The sequence below is a fragment of the Citrifermentans bemidjiense Bem genome (genome assembly GCF_000020725.1).
Taxonomy (GTDB): Bacteria; Desulfobacterota; Desulfuromonadia; order Geobacterales; family Geobacteraceae; genus Geomonas; species Geomonas bemidjiensis.
The window spans coordinates 3,350,648-3,367,596 of the sequence record NC_011146.1; the positions used below are offsets into that span (position 1 = coordinate 3,350,648).

At 60.5% G+C, this 16,949-nt stretch carries 15 protein-coding genes; 3 read left to right on the forward strand and 12 right to left on the reverse strand.

Annotation, left to right across the window (positions count from 1 at the left end):
* Positions 1 to 59: 59 nt before the first annotated feature.
* From GBEM_RS14495 to GBEM_RS14520, 6 genes are all read right to left on the reverse strand, one after another.
* Positions 60 to 782, reverse strand: coding sequence for a FadR/GntR family transcriptional regulator (locus GBEM_RS14495; protein WP_012531332.1), 723 nt, complete (start codon positions 780 to 782; stop codon positions 60 to 62).
* A 118-nt stretch (positions 783 to 900) separates the two neighbouring features.
* The gene (locus tag GBEM_RS14500) at positions 901 to 2,142 is read right to left on the reverse strand and encodes a (Fe-S)-binding protein (RefSeq protein WP_012531333.1); all 1,242 of its coding nucleotides are present in this window, start codon (positions 2,140 to 2,142) and stop codon (positions 901 to 903) included.
* Positions 2,143 to 2,193: 51 nt separating this feature from the next.
* Positions 2,194 to 3,582 (reverse strand): FAD-binding oxidoreductase, encoded by a 1,389-nt coding sequence (locus tag GBEM_RS14505; RefSeq protein WP_012531334.1) that lies wholly within the window; start codon positions 3,580 to 3,582, stop codon positions 2,194 to 2,196.
* A gap of 59 nt (positions 3,583 to 3,641) precedes the next feature.
* Positions 3,642 to 4,331, reverse strand: a complete 690-nt coding sequence (locus GBEM_RS14510) for an LrgB family protein (RefSeq protein ID WP_012531335.1) — start codon at positions 4,329 to 4,331, stop codon at positions 3,642 to 3,644.
* A complete protein-coding gene (locus tag GBEM_RS14515) occupies positions 4,328 to 4,693 on the reverse strand; it encodes a CidA/LrgA family protein (protein ID WP_012531336.1) in 366 nt (121 codons plus the stop codon). The genes GBEM_RS14510 and GBEM_RS14515 overlap by 4 nt, the downstream gene beginning before the upstream one ends.
* A 138-nt stretch (positions 4,694 to 4,831) precedes the next feature.
* A complete protein-coding gene (locus GBEM_RS14520; protein WP_012531337.1) occupies positions 4,832 to 6,781 on the reverse strand; it encodes an L-lactate permease in 1,950 nt (649 codons plus the stop codon).
* 433 nt (positions 6,782 to 7,214) lie between these two features.
* Between GBEM_RS14520 and GBEM_RS14525 the strand changes: the two genes are divergently transcribed.
* Positions 7,215 to 7,766 carry a lactate utilization protein gene (locus GBEM_RS14525; protein ID WP_012531338.1) on the forward strand — a complete coding sequence of 184 codons (552 nt, stop codon included), beginning with the start codon at positions 7,215 to 7,217 and terminating at the stop codon, positions 7,764 to 7,766.
* Complete coding sequence (ldhH, locus tag GBEM_RS14530; RefSeq protein WP_012531339.1) at positions 7,763 to 9,898, forward strand: L-lactate dehydrogenase (quinone) large subunit LdhH; 2,136 nt, start codon at positions 7,763 to 7,765, stop codon at positions 9,896 to 9,898. Before GBEM_RS14525 ends, ldhH begins: the two co-directional genes overlap by 4 nt.
* A gap of 272 nt (positions 9,899 to 10,170) precedes the next feature.
* Here ldhH and GBEM_RS14535 read toward each other — a convergent pair whose 3' ends face one another.
* Both GBEM_RS14535 and GBEM_RS14540 read right to left on the reverse strand, forming a co-directional pair.
* Positions 10,171 to 10,398, reverse strand: a complete 228-nt coding sequence (locus GBEM_RS14535; protein ID WP_012531340.1) for a hypothetical protein — start codon at positions 10,396 to 10,398, stop codon at positions 10,171 to 10,173.
* A 363-nt stretch (positions 10,399 to 10,761) separates the two neighbouring features.
* Positions 10,762 to 11,367 carry a YceI family protein gene (locus tag GBEM_RS14540; protein ID WP_012531341.1) on the reverse strand — a complete coding sequence of 202 codons (606 nt, stop codon included), beginning with the start codon at positions 11,365 to 11,367 and terminating at the stop codon, positions 10,762 to 10,764.
* A 271-nt stretch (positions 11,368 to 11,638) separates the two neighbouring features.
* Between GBEM_RS14540 and GBEM_RS14545 the strand changes: the two genes are divergently transcribed.
* Positions 11,639 to 12,118 carry a ferritin-like domain-containing protein gene (locus tag GBEM_RS14545; RefSeq protein WP_012531342.1) on the forward strand — a complete coding sequence of 160 codons (480 nt, stop codon included), beginning with the start codon at positions 11,639 to 11,641 and terminating at the stop codon, positions 12,116 to 12,118.
* Between the two features lie 22 nt (positions 12,119 to 12,140).
* Here the strand turns inward: GBEM_RS14545 and GBEM_RS14550 are convergent, their stop codons facing one another.
* The 4 genes from GBEM_RS14550 to GBEM_RS14565 form a co-directional block, all read right to left on the reverse strand.
* Positions 12,141 to 12,404 carry a GSU3473 family protein gene (locus GBEM_RS14550; RefSeq protein WP_012531343.1) on the reverse strand — a complete coding sequence of 88 codons (264 nt, stop codon included), beginning with the start codon at positions 12,402 to 12,404 and terminating at the stop codon, positions 12,141 to 12,143.
* A 238-nt stretch (positions 12,405 to 12,642) separates the two neighbouring features.
* Positions 12,643 to 14,550, reverse strand: a complete 1,908-nt coding sequence (speA, locus tag GBEM_RS14555; RefSeq protein WP_012531344.1) for a biosynthetic arginine decarboxylase — start codon at positions 14,548 to 14,550, stop codon at positions 12,643 to 12,645.
* 44 nt (positions 14,551 to 14,594) lie between these two features.
* A complete protein-coding gene (gene nspC, locus GBEM_RS14560; protein WP_404813048.1) occupies positions 14,595 to 15,725 on the reverse strand; it encodes a carboxynorspermidine decarboxylase in 1,131 nt (376 codons plus the stop codon).
* A gap of 20 nt (positions 15,726 to 15,745) precedes the next feature.
* Complete coding sequence (locus GBEM_RS14565; RefSeq protein WP_012531346.1) at positions 15,746 to 16,942, reverse strand: saccharopine dehydrogenase family protein; 1,197 nt, start codon at positions 16,940 to 16,942, stop codon at positions 15,746 to 15,748.
* Between the last annotated feature and the right edge of the window lie 7 nt (positions 16,943 to 16,949).

The following is a 16,949-nucleotide window of genomic DNA, read 5'->3' on the forward strand; positions in this document are numbered from 1 at the left end:
AAAACACAAAGGCCCGGCAGGAATCGCTGCCGGGCCTTTATCGGTAGTTTGGTGCCGCGTTATTCGGTGCCGCGCATGGAGACGTAGGCGGAGCATCTCTTCTGCGCGAAGTCCAGGTGCTCGAGCATGGCCACTCTCGCGCCGTCGGCGTCGCGGTCCCTGATCATCTCATAGATCTTCAGGTGGTGGCTGAAGAGCAGGCGCTGGTCCTCCTCCGTCATATAAACGGCGCGCCAGACGTCGCGCTGGAACTCCTGCATCGCCTCGAAAATGCTCTGCATCATGTGGCCCCAGACCACGTTGTGGGTGGCGCGGGCGACCAGCATGTGGAAGTGGGCGTCGAAATCCTCCGAAGCCTTCAGCTGCTCCAGGTTTTTGGCCATGCCGTCGACAACAACCTGCAGGCGCCGAACGTCCTCGGGGAGCGCCCGGGTAGCGGCGTACCAGGCGGTCCAGGACTCCATCCCCTTGCGCACTTCGATCACGTCGAGGGCACGGTCGCCGTCAATGCGGATCAGCTCGGAGAGCGGCATCCCGGCGGAGTTCTCCACCAGGGAACGGACCAGCGTGCCCCCCCCTTGATAGGTCTCGACGAGTCCGGAGGAGGTAAGGATGTTGAGCGCCTCGCGCACCGAAGGACGGGAGACGCCGAAAAGCTCGGCAAGCTCGCGCTCGGGGGGAAGCTTCTCCCCCGGGTTGAACTCGCCGGCCAGTATGGAACTGCGGATCTGCTCCGCGATCTGGGTCGATACTTTTTTCGGTTTTATCGGCGTAAATTTCATAAGGCACCGATACTACATATGTAAGAGGAAGGCAATAGGTTTTCTGGTAAATATTTTTGACCAATCTGGCAGCCGGGAAAATTCCGTATACGGCATGAAGAGGTAACCTCCCCTACCCTCACGCATTCATGCTCATCTGAAGCAGTTCGGTGAGATGAATCACCCTTACCTGCGGCTCGGCCTCCGAGAGCGCCTTCTTGAGCTGCAAGAGGCACCCGGGGTTGCTGGTCACGAGGTATTCGGCTCCCGTCTTCTGCACGTTTTGCACCTTGCGCGACAGCACCAGGTCCGCCATCTCCGGCTTCTCGATGTTGTAGGTACCCGCCGACCCGCAGCAGGCATCCGCCTCGGGGAGCTCGCGGAAGTCGATTCCGGGTATCAGCTTGATCAGCGCGCGCGGCTGGCTGCGGATGCCCTGGCAGTGGGCGATGTGGCAGGGGTCGTGGTAGGTGACCTTTAACGGCAGGGGTTTGAGTTTTGCGGCCAAAGCCTCCGACTCGGCGAAGAGGACTTCGGAGATGTCGCGCACGCTGGCGCTGAATTCCTCGGCTTTGCGCTCGCCGTCCAGGTGCTGGCCGTACTTCTTCAGCTCGGCCCCGCAGCCGCCGCAGTCGGTGACCACGAAATCGAGGTCGAAGGAGTCGAAGAGGTCGGTGTTGAAGCTAGCGGCCTCCTTGAGCCCGTCCAGATCGTGCCCCAGCATGTTGGGAGCGCCGCAGCACTTCTGAGCCTTGGGGGTCACCACCCGGTATCCCAAAGTCGAGAGCAGCTGCACCGTGGCAAGGCTCGCCTCGCTGAAGATGAGGCTCATGACGCAGCCAAGGAAAAAGCCCGCGGTCCCCTTCTCTTTTCCAGCCGCCGGCGTCACCTCGCTGATGGTCTGGCGCAGCGGCGCGTCGGGGAGCTTAGGCAGAAGCCCTTCCATGCGTCCCAGCGCCTCAGGGAACAGTTTCAAGAGCCCCAGCGAGCGGACCACCTGCTGCAGGCCGGTTTTCTGGTAGAGCCGAAGCGGCGCCGTAGCGGCCTCCAGGCGGTCCGGGTGCGGCACCAGCTTTCTCAGGACCAGGTCCTCCATCATGGAGAGCCCCTTCTCCTTCTTGCTCTCGCAGCGGAACTCGGCCACCAGTTCGCCGGCGTTGACGCCGCAGGGGCAGGCGGAGGCGCAGGCCTGGCAGTCAAGGCAGAGAGAGACGTACTCCAGGAACTTCTCGCTTTCCACCAGCTCCCCTTCCTGGAGCTTGCGCACCAGCGCCACGCGTCCGCGCGGCGAGGCGGTTTCCAGGAAGGTCTCCTTATAGGTCGGGCAGTGCGGCAGGCACATGCCGCAGCGCATGCAGTTGATCAGCTTGACGTAATCCATGGTGCATCCTCTTGTTGAAGAAACGGCGTCGGACAGGTCAGACGGGTCGGACTAGTCCGAAGTCAGACTAAAGATTTTCCCAGGGTTCAGTATCCCCTTGGGATCGAGCGCGCCCTTGATGCCGCGCATAACGCGCAGACCGGACTCTCCCACCAGCTTAGGTAGGTACTTCTTCTTGGCCACCCCTACCCCGTGCTCGCCGGTGATGGTCCCCCCCATGGCTATGGTGGCCTCGAAGATCTCGCCGAAGGCCTTGTGGGCGCGGGAGATCTCGTCGGGGTTCCTCTCGTCGGTGAGGCAGGTGGGGTGGAGGTTGCCGTCGCCGGCATGGCCGAAGGTGCCGATCAGGAGGTCGTACTTCCTGGCGGTGTCTTGGATCAGCTTCACCATGGGCGCTATGCAGCTTCTGGGGACTGTTGCGTCCTCCAAGATGGTGGTGGGCCTCATGCGGGCCAAGGCGGAAAGCGCCACCCGGCGCGCAGTGGCGAGCTTCAAGGCCTCTTCGGGCCCGGCTGCGGTCTGGAAGAAGGAGCAGTGGTGCCGCTCGCAGATCTCCCTGATGCCGGCGGCGTCCTCCTCCACCTGGGCGGGGTGGCCGTCCACCTCGATGAGGAGCACCGCGTCGACGTCGAGCGGCAGCCCCACGTGGGCGTAATCCTCGACGCACTTGATGGTGACCCGGTCCAGGAATTCCAAGGTGGCCGGGATGATGCGCGCGGCGATGATGTGCGAGACGGTGAGGGCCGCCTGCTCCAACTGCGGGAAGTGCACCAGCATGGTCTTCTTGGCCACCGGCTTCGGGATCAGCTTCACGGTGATCTCCGTGAAGATGCCTAGTGTCCCCTCGGAGGAGACGAGGAGCTGGTTCAGGTTGTAGCCCGCCACGTCCTTCACCACCTTGCCGCCGGTCTTCAACAGGTCGCCGTCGGCGAGGACCGTCTTAAGCCCCATCACGTAGTCGTCGGTCACGCCGTACTTGAGACCGCGCAACCCCCCGGAGTTCTCGGCCACGTTCCCACCCATGGTGGAGATGTTCATGCTCCCCGGGTCGGGTGGGTAGAAAAGCCCCTTCGCCTCCACCTCGCGGTGCAGCGCCGAGGTGATCACGCCGGTCTCCACGGTAGCCGTCAGGTTCTCCTCATCGATCTCCAGGATCCGGTTCAGACGGCTGGTCTGCAGCACCACCCCGGCATCGAAGGAGATGGAGCCGCCGGAAAGGTTGGTGCCGGAGCCGCGGGGGGTGACCCGCACACCCGCCTCGTGGCAAAGCGCCATGACCTGCGAAATCTCTTCAGCGCTCCCCGGGAGCAGCACCGCGCCCGGCCTGCTCTGCAGTTCGGGGGTGGAATCGTATCCGTAGCAGGCGAGCGATTCGGGATCGGTCAGGGTGTTCGGTGCTCCGACGATTCCGGCCAGCGCCTTTATGAAACTGTTTTCCATGGCATCTGTTCCTTTTTTTGGCTTGTATGAAGTGTCGATGCTTTACGTCCCGTCCCCGGCTAGCGCAGGAAAAGCGGGAGGTAATATGGTGCTACCAATGCGGTAAATACGGCGGCAAGCGCCATGGCTACCCCGCTCATGGCGCCTGCGGTCTCGCTCTCCATTAGCGCCACCGCGGTTCCCTGGCCATGGGAAACGGTGCCGAGCGCGAGCCCCCGGGCCATCGGGTGCTTCACCCTGAGTAGCGAGAGCGCTCCCGGCCCGAGGATGGAGCCGAGCATTCCCGTGGCCACTACGAAGGCAGCGGTAAGCGGGGCTTCCCCTCCGCATAGGCGCGAGATCTCCACGGCTATGGGGACGGTCACGGATTTCGGCCCCAGGGAGAGGAGCAGGGTGTCGCCCAAGGAGAAAAGCCTTCCAGCTACCAGGGCTGCGGCCATGGTAGTCAGCGACCCAGCGGCAACCCCTGCCAGAACTGTAGGAGCATGCCGGCGCAACAGCGACCGGTTGTGGTAGAGCGGCAGGGCGAGCGCCACCGTGGCTGGGCCGAGCAGGAAGGTCATCACCTCCTTGGCCGGCTGGTAGTCGTCCCAGGAGTACCCCGTGAGCTTCATGAGGGAGATGATGACGACGGTGCTCAGGAAGACCGGGTTCAGCAGCGGGTGCCGGTAGGCAAGGAAGATGCGGCGGGTCGCGAGATAAGCCCCAAGGGTCAGCAGGATAAGGGAGGCACTGAAGAGCAGGTTCATCGTGACGATCTCCCCTGCAGCAGTTCCACCGAGACCCCGGTAGCCGCCACCCCCACCAGGGCGCTCACGGTGAGGACGAGGAGGAGGACCGCGCCGCTTTGACGCATCAGATCCCCGAAGGTCATGAGTCCCACCGAGATCGGGATGAAGAAGAAGGCGAAGTGTTTGAGGAGGAAGCCGCCCCCCTCTTCGATGAGCGACGGCTTCACCGCGCCGCTCGCCAAAAGGAGGAACATGATCAGCATCCCTGCCACGTTGCCCGGCAGGGAGAGATGCAGCAAGGCGACCAGAAAGGTCCCCAGGCGAAATACCAGCCACAGGAGCAGTACCTGCCAGGATATGTTGAATGCGGTTTTTGTCATGATCGCTACCAGCTTGCTGTTTTTTCCCTCTGGCGGCAGGAGGCCGTGTTTAGCGGTTGACCCCAAACGATCGGAGCGTGGCAAACGGCGAAACGACCGTCTCCCCGGGAGGACGACCCTCCCGGGGCGCGGGTTTCATCAGGGGATCATCCAGGGGAAGACGTAGGCCTGCAGCGCCACGATGATGCCCATGACCGTAGTCAGGAAGAGCGCGTGCTTCAGGGTGAAGCGGAACAGGTTCCCCTCCTCCCCTACCAGGCCGGTGGCAGCGCAGGCGACCGCGATGGACTGCGGCGAGATCATCTTGCCCATGACGCCGCCGCTGGTGTTGGCTGCGCCGGTCAGAAGCGGGTTCATGCCGAGCTGCTCGGCGGTCACCTTCTGCAGCCCGCCGAAGAGGACGTTGCTGGAGGTATCGGAGCCGGTCAGGAAGACCCCGAGCATCCCCAGGAAGGGAGAGAGGAACGGGAAGAACGCGCCTGCCTTGGTGAAGGAGATCCCCATGCTGGTGGTCATGCCCGAGGCGTTCATGACGAAGGCAAGGCCGACCACGGAGGCGACGGTCACAGCCGGCCAGCGCATGTCGAACAGGGTCTTGCCCAGCACCTGGAAGAATTCGCCGATGCCGACGCCGCAGATAAGTGCCGAGAGGATGGCGGCGATGAGTATGGCGGTACCGGCAGCGGACATGAAGTTGAAGGTGAACTTGGCGGCAATCTTGGCCGGGAGCTGGTCCGCGACCGCCTTGTCCAGCGCCTTGAACTGCGCCTTGTCCGCCGACTTCGCCTCGACCAGTTCCTTTTCTATCTTCTGCAGGTCCTTCTGCTTCTTGTCGACCGCGTCGTAGGCGGCCAGACGCTCGGCGGTGACCACGGCCTTTCCGGCGGGGAGGCTCTGCTCGACGACGAGGAGCTTGTCTTCCAGCCCCTGCAGTTCCGCAAGGCCAGCCGCAAGTGCTGCCTGCTTGGCGTCGGCCGGCGCGAGGAGCGCCGCCTGTTTGGCCGCTTCGGCCTTAACCGCGGCGACCTTCTTGACGCCGTCCTCCGGCTTGGAGACCTTTTTCACGATGGCGTTGTCGAGGCCTGTGACCGGGACCACCACCTTGCTCTTATCCAGGGAGGTCTTAACGGACGGGATGCCCCATACCAGCACCATGATGGTGAGGACAAGGTAGGGAGCCCAGGCGCGGAACACCTGACCGCCGGTGTATTCGTGACTTTCCTTGCCGGAGAACTCGGGTTCGTGATCGAAGGTCCAGACGGTTTTGGGCTGCCAGAACTTGAGCAGGATGACGAGGGCGGCCAGGGTCAGAAGCGAGGCGGTAACGTCGGGGAGGTAGGGACCGAGATAGCTGGCGGTGCCCCACTGGGCAAAGGCGAAGGTGACGCCGCAGACGACGATGGCGGGGAGGACTTCGATGGTCTTCTTCCAGCCTACCATGATCATGATGACGTAGAACGGGATGAACACGGAGACGAAGGGAAGCTGCCTCCCCACCATGGTGGAGAGCTTCATCAGGCCGCCGTCGTCGTAACCCATGACGCCCGCCAGCGCGACCACCGGAATGCCGATGGCACCGAAGGCGACCGGCGCGGTGTTGGCGATGAGACAGACCCCTGCGGCGTAGAAGGGACGGAAACCGAGGCCCACCAGGGTGGCGCCGGCGATGGCGACCGGGGTGCCGAAGCCCGCGGCCCCCTCGATGAAGGCGCCGAAGCAGAAGGCGATCAGAAGCGCCTGCAGTCGGCGGTCACCGGTGAGCCCCGCCAGGGAGGCGCGGATGATCTCGAACTGCCCCCCCTTGACGGTGATGTTGTAAAGGAGAATGGTGGTCACCACGATGTAGAAGACAGGGAACAGACCGAAGGCCGCGCCGTGGATGGTGGCGAGCCCGGCAAGTTTCGCCGGCATCTGCCAGACGAAGATCGCGATGGCGACGGCGGAGGCGACCGCCAAGGGGCCCGCCTTGTGCGCCTTCATCTTGAAGACGGCCAGACAGATGAAGATGACGACGAGGGGGATGGCGGCGACCAAAGCCGACATCGCGAGACTACCCGCTACAGGTGTGTAGCTCTGAATCCATGGCATGACTTGAGTTCTCCTTTGCTCTTGATGCAGTATGTGGGGCGTCGGTGCCTTTTAGGTGCAGCTAAACCGTAAAACGGATCAATCGTCGTCTTGGGCCTGAGCCACCCGGTGCCTGGCGGGCAGGAGAACAGGCCAATCAAACCGGGTTATACATTTTGGTCAGGCCAATTAACCACCTTTTGAATACGGTGTCAAGTTTTTTTGCCTGCGACCACTAAACGGCTTTACATACGTGTGTTTTTAAACTACGATGCCTTAGCGATTTGGTAATATCTATTTTCCCGCATATGCGCCGAGTGACCCGAGAAGTGGGGCGCATGTATGTCGAAACAGCCGGAACGTCACCGTTTAAAACAGCTTTCCTGCAGCTTCGGCGGGACCGATCCTGCAGGCGGTGAAACCGGCGCGAGAGCCGGATGGAGGGAACCAGAGCATGTACGAGCTATTCAAGACCAAGGCGTCCGCCGTCGGGGCGGAGGTGCATCGGGTCGGCGGCAAGATAGAGGCGGTTGAGCTGATCGTCTCCTTGCTGAAGGATGAAAACGTCGTCGATCTTCCCGGCTGCCGAGCGGTATGGGCGGAAGGGACCTTCCTGAATGGGATTGACCGGGGGGCACTAAAGGAGCTGCCGGGGCTTTCGTTCGAGGTGACCCGGGAGCGTGCGGCCCAGGCAAAGGTGGGGATCAGCGAAATGAGCTTCGCCGTCGCCGACACCGGTTCGCTGGTGCAGGATCAAAGCGCCGCCGCCGACCGGCTCGCCTCCTCGCTCACCGACATCCACATAGCCCTCGTCCCGAGCGCCAACATCGTCCCGGACAAGGTCTCCCTTTTCAGCAGGATCTCCCCCAGGACCAGCCGCTACATAGCATTCATCACCGGTCCCAGCCGCACCGCCGACATCGAGCGGGTGCTCACCATCGGGGTGCACGGCCCCCAACGTCTGGTCATCATCTTCGTGGACGGGCTTGAGGGGGTTAGCCGATGAAAAAAGAGTTCAAGGCATCGATCAACCGGGCCCTCAACGACGCCAACCTGACTGGCGCGCTGGGGAAGTTTTCTGAAGCCTACAAGGTGAACCGCGCCAAGGCCTACGATGGGATGGACTTCGAGGCGCTCCGCTCCACCGTCGCCGAGGCGAAGTCGAAGGCCGCCTGCCACCTGGACGAGGTAGCCGATGTCTTCAAGGCGAACGCCGAAGCGCTCGGCGCCAAGGTGTTCCGCACCCGCGACCCACAGGAGGTGAAGCGCTACATCCTGCAACTGGCCAAGGATAAAGGGGTCAGGAGCGTGGTGAAGTCGAAGTCCATGGCGACGGAGGAGATCCACCTGAACCGTGCCCTGCTGGACGAGGGAATCTCGGTCGCCGAAACCGACCTGGGGGAATGGATCATCCAGCTCGCCGGCCAAACCCCGTCGCACATGGTCATGCCGGCCATCCACATGACCAAGGAGGAGGTGGCGGAGATCTTCAGCAAAGAGGTCGACGAGCGGCTCTCCACCGACATCCCGAGGCTGGTGAAGGTGGCCCGCAACGAACTCCGCCCTAAGTTCCTGGCCGCGGACATGGGTATCTCCGGCGGCAACATAGCCGTCGCCGAGACCGGAAGCATCGTGCTTGTGACCAACGAGGGGAACGCGAGGCTCGTAACTTCCCTTCCCAGGATCCACGTGGCGCTGATCGGCGTCGAGAAACTGGTGGAGAAGTTCGAGAGCGTCGCCCCCATCCTGGACGCGCTACCCAGGAGCGCCACGGCGCAGCTTCTCACCAGCTACGTCTCCATCATCACCGGCCCCACACCTAACGACGACGGGAGCGAAAAGGAGCTGCACATCATCCTGATGGACAACCGGCGCACTGAGATGGCGCAGGACCCCAAGTTCAAGCAGGCTCTGCAATGCATCCGCTGCGGCTCCTGCCTGAACGTCTGCCCGATCTTCCGGCTGGTGGGGGGGCACGTCTTCGGCAGCATCTACACCGGGGGGATCGGCACCATCCTCACCGCCTGGTTCGACGAGCTGAAGAAGTCCGAGGATATACAGGGGCTTTGCATCCAGTGCGGCAACTGCAAGGAGGTCTGCCCGGGCAAGCTCGACATACCCGAGATGATCATGGAGATACGGCGCAGGCTGGTGCTGGAAAAGGGGCAGCCGCTGCTGCAGAAGGCGATATTCGGCGTGGTGAACAACAGAAGGCTTTTCCACGGCATGCTGCGCGCCGCCTCCGTCGCCGCAAAGCCCTTCAGCTCCGCAGGGTTCATCCGCCACCTGCCGCTGTTTCTGGCCGACCTAACCGACGGACGCAGCCTCCCGGCCATCGCGGAGAAGCCGTTCAGGGACATCTTCCCGGAGATCGTGCAGCCGCAGGCAAAGGAAAAGGCCGTCTTCTACGCCGGCTGCCTGATCGACTTCGCCTACCCCGAGACGGGGGTCGCGCTGGTGAAGCTGCTGAATAAGGCGGGGATCGAGGTGGTCTTCCCCGAGGAGCAGACCTGCTGCGGAGCCCCGGCGCTCTACAACGGGGCCTACGAGGTCGCGGCGCAAAACGCCGTGGACAACATACAAGCGCTCTTGCAGCAGGAGGCGCAGTACGTGGTCTCCGCCTGCCCCACCTGCACGGTGGCGCTGGCGCACGAGTTCGGCAAGACCCTGGAAAGCCTGGGACAGACCGAGTGGATGGAAAAAGCGCAGGAGCTGGCCGCTAAGACGGTGGATCTCTCCACCCTCGTGAAGCGGTTGACCGATGAAGGAAGGCTGAGCTTTGAGGAAGGGGAAGGGCTTTCGAAAATCACCTACCACGACTCCTGCCATCTCAAGCGGACGCTCAAGGTGTCGGAAGAGCCGCGCGAACTGCTGCAAAAGGCGGGTTACCAGCTGGAGGAGATGTTCGAGTGCGACATGTGCTGCGGCATGGGAGGTTCCTACTCCATGAAGCTTCCCGAGATCTCGGCGCCAATACTCAAGCGGAAACTGCAGAACATCAAGGAAACCGGGGCGCCGGTAGTGGCCATGGACTGCCCGGGGTGCGTGATGCAGATCCGCGGCGGATTCGATCAGCAAGAGGGCGGGGTGAAGGTGAAGCATACCGCCGAGCTTTTGGCCGAGCGATTGAAAGGCTAGCAGCCATAGGTGCCATCGATTCCATGAATGTTGATCACAGTTGATCTTCGTCCACTACTCTCCCCCTCCCTCGACGGGAGGGGGTCGGGGGGTGGGTGAAGCTGCAACAGAGTCATAGCTTGGCGCCTTCCCCCCCACTCCAACCCTCCCCCGCAAGGGGGGAGGGAGTATGAGCCGGAATCGACGGCGGAAGATTACGCAATCCGGAAAAAGCAAAAGCCGCTCGAAAATTCGAGCGGCTTTTGCCGTTTTGCAGCAGCCTCCCTGTCCCTTTACGCCTTCATCTTCGCTTCCTCGGGCTTGCCGAGGAGCGCCTTCAGCGCGCCGAATACCAGGAGCGCTGCGGGAACCATCTGCCCCGCTACGATGACGGCGGCAAATCCCATGAAGGCCCAGACAAGGATGCCAGGCTCGTCGACCTGCGCACCGTTTGCTGCAAAAGCCGTGGTCGCAGAAGCGGCCGTTGCAAGAATCGCGGTAATAGGTGCTCTCGCTCTCATGACATCCTCCTTTTTGGAATCAGTTCTTTAGTCTGCTTGATTCATGAAGAGCATCAAGCATGCCAGAGCTGCATGCGAAGCGATTTTATCCTCAAGTCATTGAAATCACAGCAATCACCCATTCGTAGCGCTCTTCCGGCCGCAGCCGATAGTATCTTTTTTTCATACACCTGGGACAGTTAAAGAGTCGTCCCGCCCACTGATAAAACTTCCAAGTCACTGTATTCATTAAGACTACCCCCGCACGCGTGGGTGTATAACTGCGTCATGCGCCTAAGTATCGGATCCTGTGCAGAAAAAAGCAAGGCCATCAACCCGTTGAGAGTTGATGGCCCTGCCCTGCATTCAGCTTCTTCCTGCAAGTTACTTAGCCAAGATCATTTCCACCTCGATGCTGATATCGACGTCATCGCCGACCGCCACCCCACCAGCCTCAAGTGCCTTGTTCCAGACAACTCCAAACTCCTTCCTGCTGATCTTGGTGGTAGCTGAGGCGCCGCGCCGGATATTTCCCATCGGATCCTTCACCTCCGCAGACGGTCCGTCGACCTCCAGAACGACCGGCCTGGTCATGCCATGCAGGGTCAGGTTGCCAGTCATCCTGAGCTTGCCGTCCCCTTTTTTATCGATCTTCGTCGAGGTAAAGGTCATGGTCGGGTACTTCTCGACGTCCAGGAAGTCGGCGCTCTTTAGATGCGCGTCCCTCTTGGCAACACCCGAATCGAGCGAGGCTGTGTCGATGCTGGCAGTAACGTGCGATTTAGCGACGTCCTTGTCGTCCACCGTAACCACACCGGAAACCTTCCCGAAGCCTCCCTTAACGTGCGAAACCATCAGGTGACGTACCTTGAACTGCGCGCTTGAGTGTTCCGGATCTATGTTCCAGGTCGATGCAATGGCAAACGCCGGGACCATTACGAGAAAAGCCGCCGCGAAGATGGCAGCAAAATGCTTGATGCTTCTGTTCATAGTATCCTCCCCTACTGCTTTATTGACTCACCGCCTTAGACATCAGTGCCGTACTGCTTGAGAGCAAGGACTTGCCCTAAACATACCATTTTGGTCTTATTTGTCTACAAGCTTTTTAGCCATTGCATAGTCAAAAGAGGCTCCGGCACCCTTCTCTTGACAAAGAGAGGCACTACCATGAGAATCCTCACATAGCAACCCTTTGCTCCCCATACTCAGTAGAGAACGACTGCCACAGAACATCCACCGGTTAAGTGAATGGAGGAACGCCATGAACGTTTTTGACTTTGCTATGAAGATCGAGCTGCAAGGGAAGGCGTATTACGAAACACTGGCCGAGTCGGCCCGGATTCCGGAGCTGAAAGGAATCTTCACCGGTCTGGCAGCCGACGAACAAAAGCATTACGACCTGTTCAAAAGCCTAAAGGAGGGTAAGAACTGGGGAATGGCGGATTCGACCATGCTCATGCAGGCAAGGAGCGTCTTCACCGACCTGATCGAAAGGCCGGAGGCCCCGCGGGAGACGCAGGACGCGCTGGGCGCGTACCAGCTAGCGCTGAAGATGGAGGCTGAGAGCGTCATGCTCTACGAACAAATGGCCAAGAAAGAGGAAGATCCGGTGCTGGTGCGGCTTTACCTCACCCTTGCCAACGAAGAAAGAAGCCACTACAACATTCTGGACAACCTCTGCCAGCTCGCGAAGAGGCCCAAGGAGTGCGTGCAGTGGCGGGAGTCCGAGGGGAAGGAGTGATCCTTATTGCGATCAATGGAGGTCAGGCGTTCACAGCCCTTCTCTCGATCCCGGTATAGGGCTCGCTTCTTTTCTCTACCTCGCCCCTCATCTCTGCCTCGCTCCCGCTTCCTTGTTCGACCGCCTTGCTCTGGGTGGTGCGCTTGCGGATGGGGTCAACGCCTACATGCACCCACCCGGAACTGCGCCTGAACTTGGAAATGGCGCCGGTGTCAATCAACTTCTCCAGCATGAAGTCCTTCACGTAGTCATATTTCTCGTCGTCGTAAGCCACTTGAATGAGCATGGGTAACCTCCATAGTCAGTACCGAACGTTAAGTATCAGCATATTCAGTGCCAGTGCGGTAAGTGCTGTCAGTGACAATCTTACCTAAAAATTTTATTCTCTCTACTCTCCATCTTGTAAAATTTTCCAACATAAGAAGTGTAAGAAATGCCGACACAGCCATATCCGGCAGACATAAAAAAAGGAGAGGCTTGTAGCTGCCTCTCCTTGATTCGCGTCTGTGTCAGTAACGGGGGATCTACTCCCCCAGATATGTGTATGACTGCAGCGTCTTATCCAACAGCTCGAGGAAGTGGCTGCTCTCCTCGATGGAGACCTTCTGCAGCGAGACGTCCTTCTCCAGATTGTTGCGCACCCTCTTGAGAATCTCCTGGCTGTCGTACTGCACGTACTTGAGGCTTTCCCAGGTGGCGTCGCCGGATATGACCGTGTCGATCTTATAATTGGTCTTCTTGTTGAAGGTGATATGCACCGCGTTGGTGTCGCCGAAGAGGTTGTGCATGTCCCCCAGGATCTCCTGGTAGGCACCGATCAGGAAGAACCCGATGTAGTACTGCTCGTCCACCTTGATCTTGTGCAGCGGCAGCGCCTTGGTCCTGCCGTTCTCGCCGACGAAGCTGGTGATCTCGCCGTCTGAATCGCAGGTGATGTCGGCGATGGAGGTCAGCACGTCCGGCTTCTCGTCCAGCCGCTGGATCGGGACGATCGGGAAGAGCTGGTCGATGGCCCAGGAGTCCGGGATGGACTGAAAGAGCGAGAAGTTGGCGAAATAGGTCTGCCTCAGGCTCAGCTGGAAATTCTGCAGCTCGTCCGGGATCGGCTTCATCTTTTCCACGATCGAGTTGATCTTCCTGATGATCTTGGAGCAGATCCATTCAGCGTTGGCGCGCTCTGCCATGTTCAGGTAGCCCAGGTTGAACAGGCTCACCGACTCCTGGATCAGCTGGATGGTGTCGTGGTAGTCCTCGCGCAAGGAATGCTTGTCGATGCTCTTGTAGATGTCGACCAGCTTTTTAACGGTCGGCGAGAGCTTCTCCGGCTCGGTCAGGATCGACTCGAAGTCCGGCATCAGCGTCTGGGTGTTGTTGTTCAAGACGTCGGTGACCAATACCGAGTAGTGGGCGACGGTGGCGCGCCCGGACTCGGAGATGATGTTCGGGCAAGGGACACCTGCGTCGTCGCAGATGTTCTTCACCTGGTAGATGACGTCGTTGGCGTACTCTTCGAGCGAGTAGTTGACGCTGGAGAAGTAGCTCGACTTGGAACCGTCGTAGTCGACCCCAAGCCCGCCGCCGATATCGAGGAATTCCAGGTTGACACCTAGCTTCCTCATCTCCGCGTAGATCCTGGTCCCCTCGATGAGCGCGTTCTTGATCTTGTCGATCTTGGTGATCTGGCTCCCGACGTGGAAATGCAGGAGCTTCACGCTGTCGAGCATGTCGTTTTGCTTGAGCATGTCGATGGCGGCGATCAGTTCGGAGATGCGCAGGCCGAACTTGGCGTCGTCGCCGCCGGAGGTGGACCACTTGCCGATCCCTTTGGAGGAGAGCTTCACCCGGATGCCGAGTTTCGGCACGATTCCGGTGCGCTTGGAAACCTCGACGATCTTCTCCAGCTCGAAGAGTTTCTCCACGACGATGGTGATGTCGTAGCCGACGCGGGTCGCGAAGAGCACCGTCTCGATGAATTCGGTGTCCTTGTAGCCGTTGCAGAGGATGGGGAGGTTGTTCCCGGTCGACATGGAGATCGCCGCCACCAGCTCAGGCTTGGAGCCGACCTCGAGGCCGATGTTGTACTTCTTGCCGAAGTTCGCGATCGCCTCCACCACCTGGCGCTGCTGGTTCACCTTGATGGGGTAGAAGGTCTGGTACTTGGCCGGGTAGTTGTTGTCGCTGATCGCGTTTTTGAACACCCGGCTGATGGAGGCGATGCGCCCCTCCAGGATGTTCATGAAGCGCAGGAGGATCGGAGGCTTGATCTTCCTCTTGATCAAGTCGTCAACCAGCACCTTGAGATCGATGGAGTACTTGGAGTTGGGGGACGGATGCACGCAGACGTTCCCCTTCTTGTTGATGGAGAAGAGCTCCGCGCCCCAGTTGTCGATGTTGTAGATCTTCGAGGAATCGTTGATAGTCCATTTGGCCATAATTCAGTTCACCGTGTGCTTCATGAAATGGGGATGTTGCGTCATCAGGACAGGCGGCTTTTGAAGTCCTGGTAGCCGAAGCTCCTTACGACTTTCAGCTCGCCGGTCTGCGGCTCAAAGGTACAGATATGGGGATGTTGTATCCCGTTAAAGGTTGTGGTCTTCACCATGGTGTAGTGCGACATGTCGAGAAAGGCGAGTTTCTCCCCCACGGCTAGCGGGTGATCGAAAGACCAGTCGCCGATCACGTCGCCCGCCAGGCAGGACGGTCCCCCCAGGCGGTAGTCGTGCGCCTTTTCCCCGGCATCGTACCCGCCCAGGATCTCGGGGCGGTAGGGCATCTCCAGGATATCCGGCATGTGGCAGGTGGCCGAGACGTCGAGTACGGCTATGTCCACCTCGTTATGCACCACGTCGAGCACCTCGGAAACCAGTATCCCGGTGCCGATGGCGATCGCCTCGCCGGGCTCCAGGTAGACCTCCAGGTCGTACTTCTCCCTGAAGTAGCGCACCAGCTTGATAAGCGCGTCGACGTCGTACCCTTCCCGGGTGATGTGGTGCCCGCCTCCCAGGTTCAGCCATTTCATCCGCGGCAGGAACTCCCCGAACTGCTCCTCGAAGACGCGCGCGGTCCGCTCCAGCGGCTCGAAGAGCTGCTCGCAGAGCGTGTGGAAGTGAAGCCCCTCCACCCCCTGCAGCGATTTATCGTCGAACTCGGAACGGAGGATTCCCAGGCGCGACTTGGGCGCGGCCGGGTCGTAGATCGGCGTGTGCCCCTCGGAGTGCCCCGGGTTTACCCTGAGCCCTACCGAGACTTTCCCGGCGTACTGCTCCCAAAGCGGCCGGAAGCGCTCCAACTGGTTGAAGGAGTTGAAGACCAGGTGATTGGAGGTGGTGAGGAGCTCGACCACGTCGCTTTCCTTGAAAGCAGCGGAAAAACTGTGCACCTCGCCGCCGAACTCCTCCATCCCCAGCCGCGCCTCCCAGGGGGAGCTGGCGCAGACGCCATGGAGCGTATTCGCGATGATCGGGAAGACGCTCCACATGGAAAACGCCTTGAGCGCGAGGAGGATCTTCGCCCCGCTTTTTTTCTGTACCTCGTTCAAAATGGCCAGGTTATGGCGCAGCCGCCCCAGGTCCACCACGTAGGATGGAGATGGGGCAAGCCTCGTCATTTCTTCCACATGCAGTTTGGTCACGTAAGTTCCGCCCACTCGCCGCCGTCGACTACCACGGTCGGCAGCCCCATCGAGCCCAGTTTTTCCAGGAACGGTTCCGGATCGAATTGCTCCATGTTGAAGACACCTTCGCCGCGCCACTTGTCGGTCAGCATCATGATGGCGCCGACCACGGCGGGAACGCCGGTGGTGTAGCTGATCGCCTGCGATTTAACCTCGCGGTAGCACGCCTCGTGGTCGCAGATGTTGTAGATGTAGACCTGTTTCCTCTTGCCGTCCTTGATGCCGCGTGCGATGACGCCGATGCAGGTGCGCCCTTTGGTGAGCGGACCCAGGCTGCCGGGATCAGGAAGTACCGCCTTCAAAAACTGCAGCGGCACGATCTTCTGGCCGTTGAACTCGACCTCGTCGATGCGGGTCATGCCGACGTTCTGCAGCACCTCGAGGTGCTTCAGGTAGTTGTCCGAGAAGGTCATCCAGAACTGCGCCTTCTTGATGGTCGGGATGTGCTTGACCAGCGACTCCATCTCCTCGTGGTACATGCGGTAGATGTTCATCGGGCCGATGCCGTCCGGGAAATCGAAGCTCTGCTTGGTGGCAAGCGGCGCGGTCTCCACCCACTGGCCGTTTTCCCAGTGGCGGCAGGGAGCGGTGACCTCGCGGATGTTGATCTCCGGGTTGAAGTTGGTGGCGAAGGGCTGGCCGTGGTTGCCGGCGTTCGCGTCGATGATGTCGATCTCATGCACCTCGTCCAGGTAGTTCTTGGCGGCGAGGGCGGTGTAGACGTTGGTGACGCCCGGGTCGAAGCCCGAGCCAAGAAGCGCCATAAGCCCCTTCTCCTTGAAGCGCTCCTGATAGGCCCACTGCCAGCTGTACTCGAACTTCGCGGTATCCAGCGGCTCGTAGTTGGCGGTGTCGAGATAATCGACGCCGGTCGCGAGGCAGGCGTCCATGATGGTCAGATCCTGGTAGGGAAGCGCCACGTTGATCACCAGCGTCGGCTTTTCGCGCTCGATCAGCTCTATTAATTCCGGGACGTTGTCGGCGTTAACCTGCGCGGTGGCGACCGGGAACTCGATCTGCTCCGCGATGGCGCGGCATTTCGACTCCGTGCGCGATGCCAGCGTGATGGCCGTGATTGCAGTGGCCTGAGCGCACTTGTGCGCCACAACCCCGCCTACACCGCCTGCCCCGATAATCAGTACTTTGCTCATTTCACTT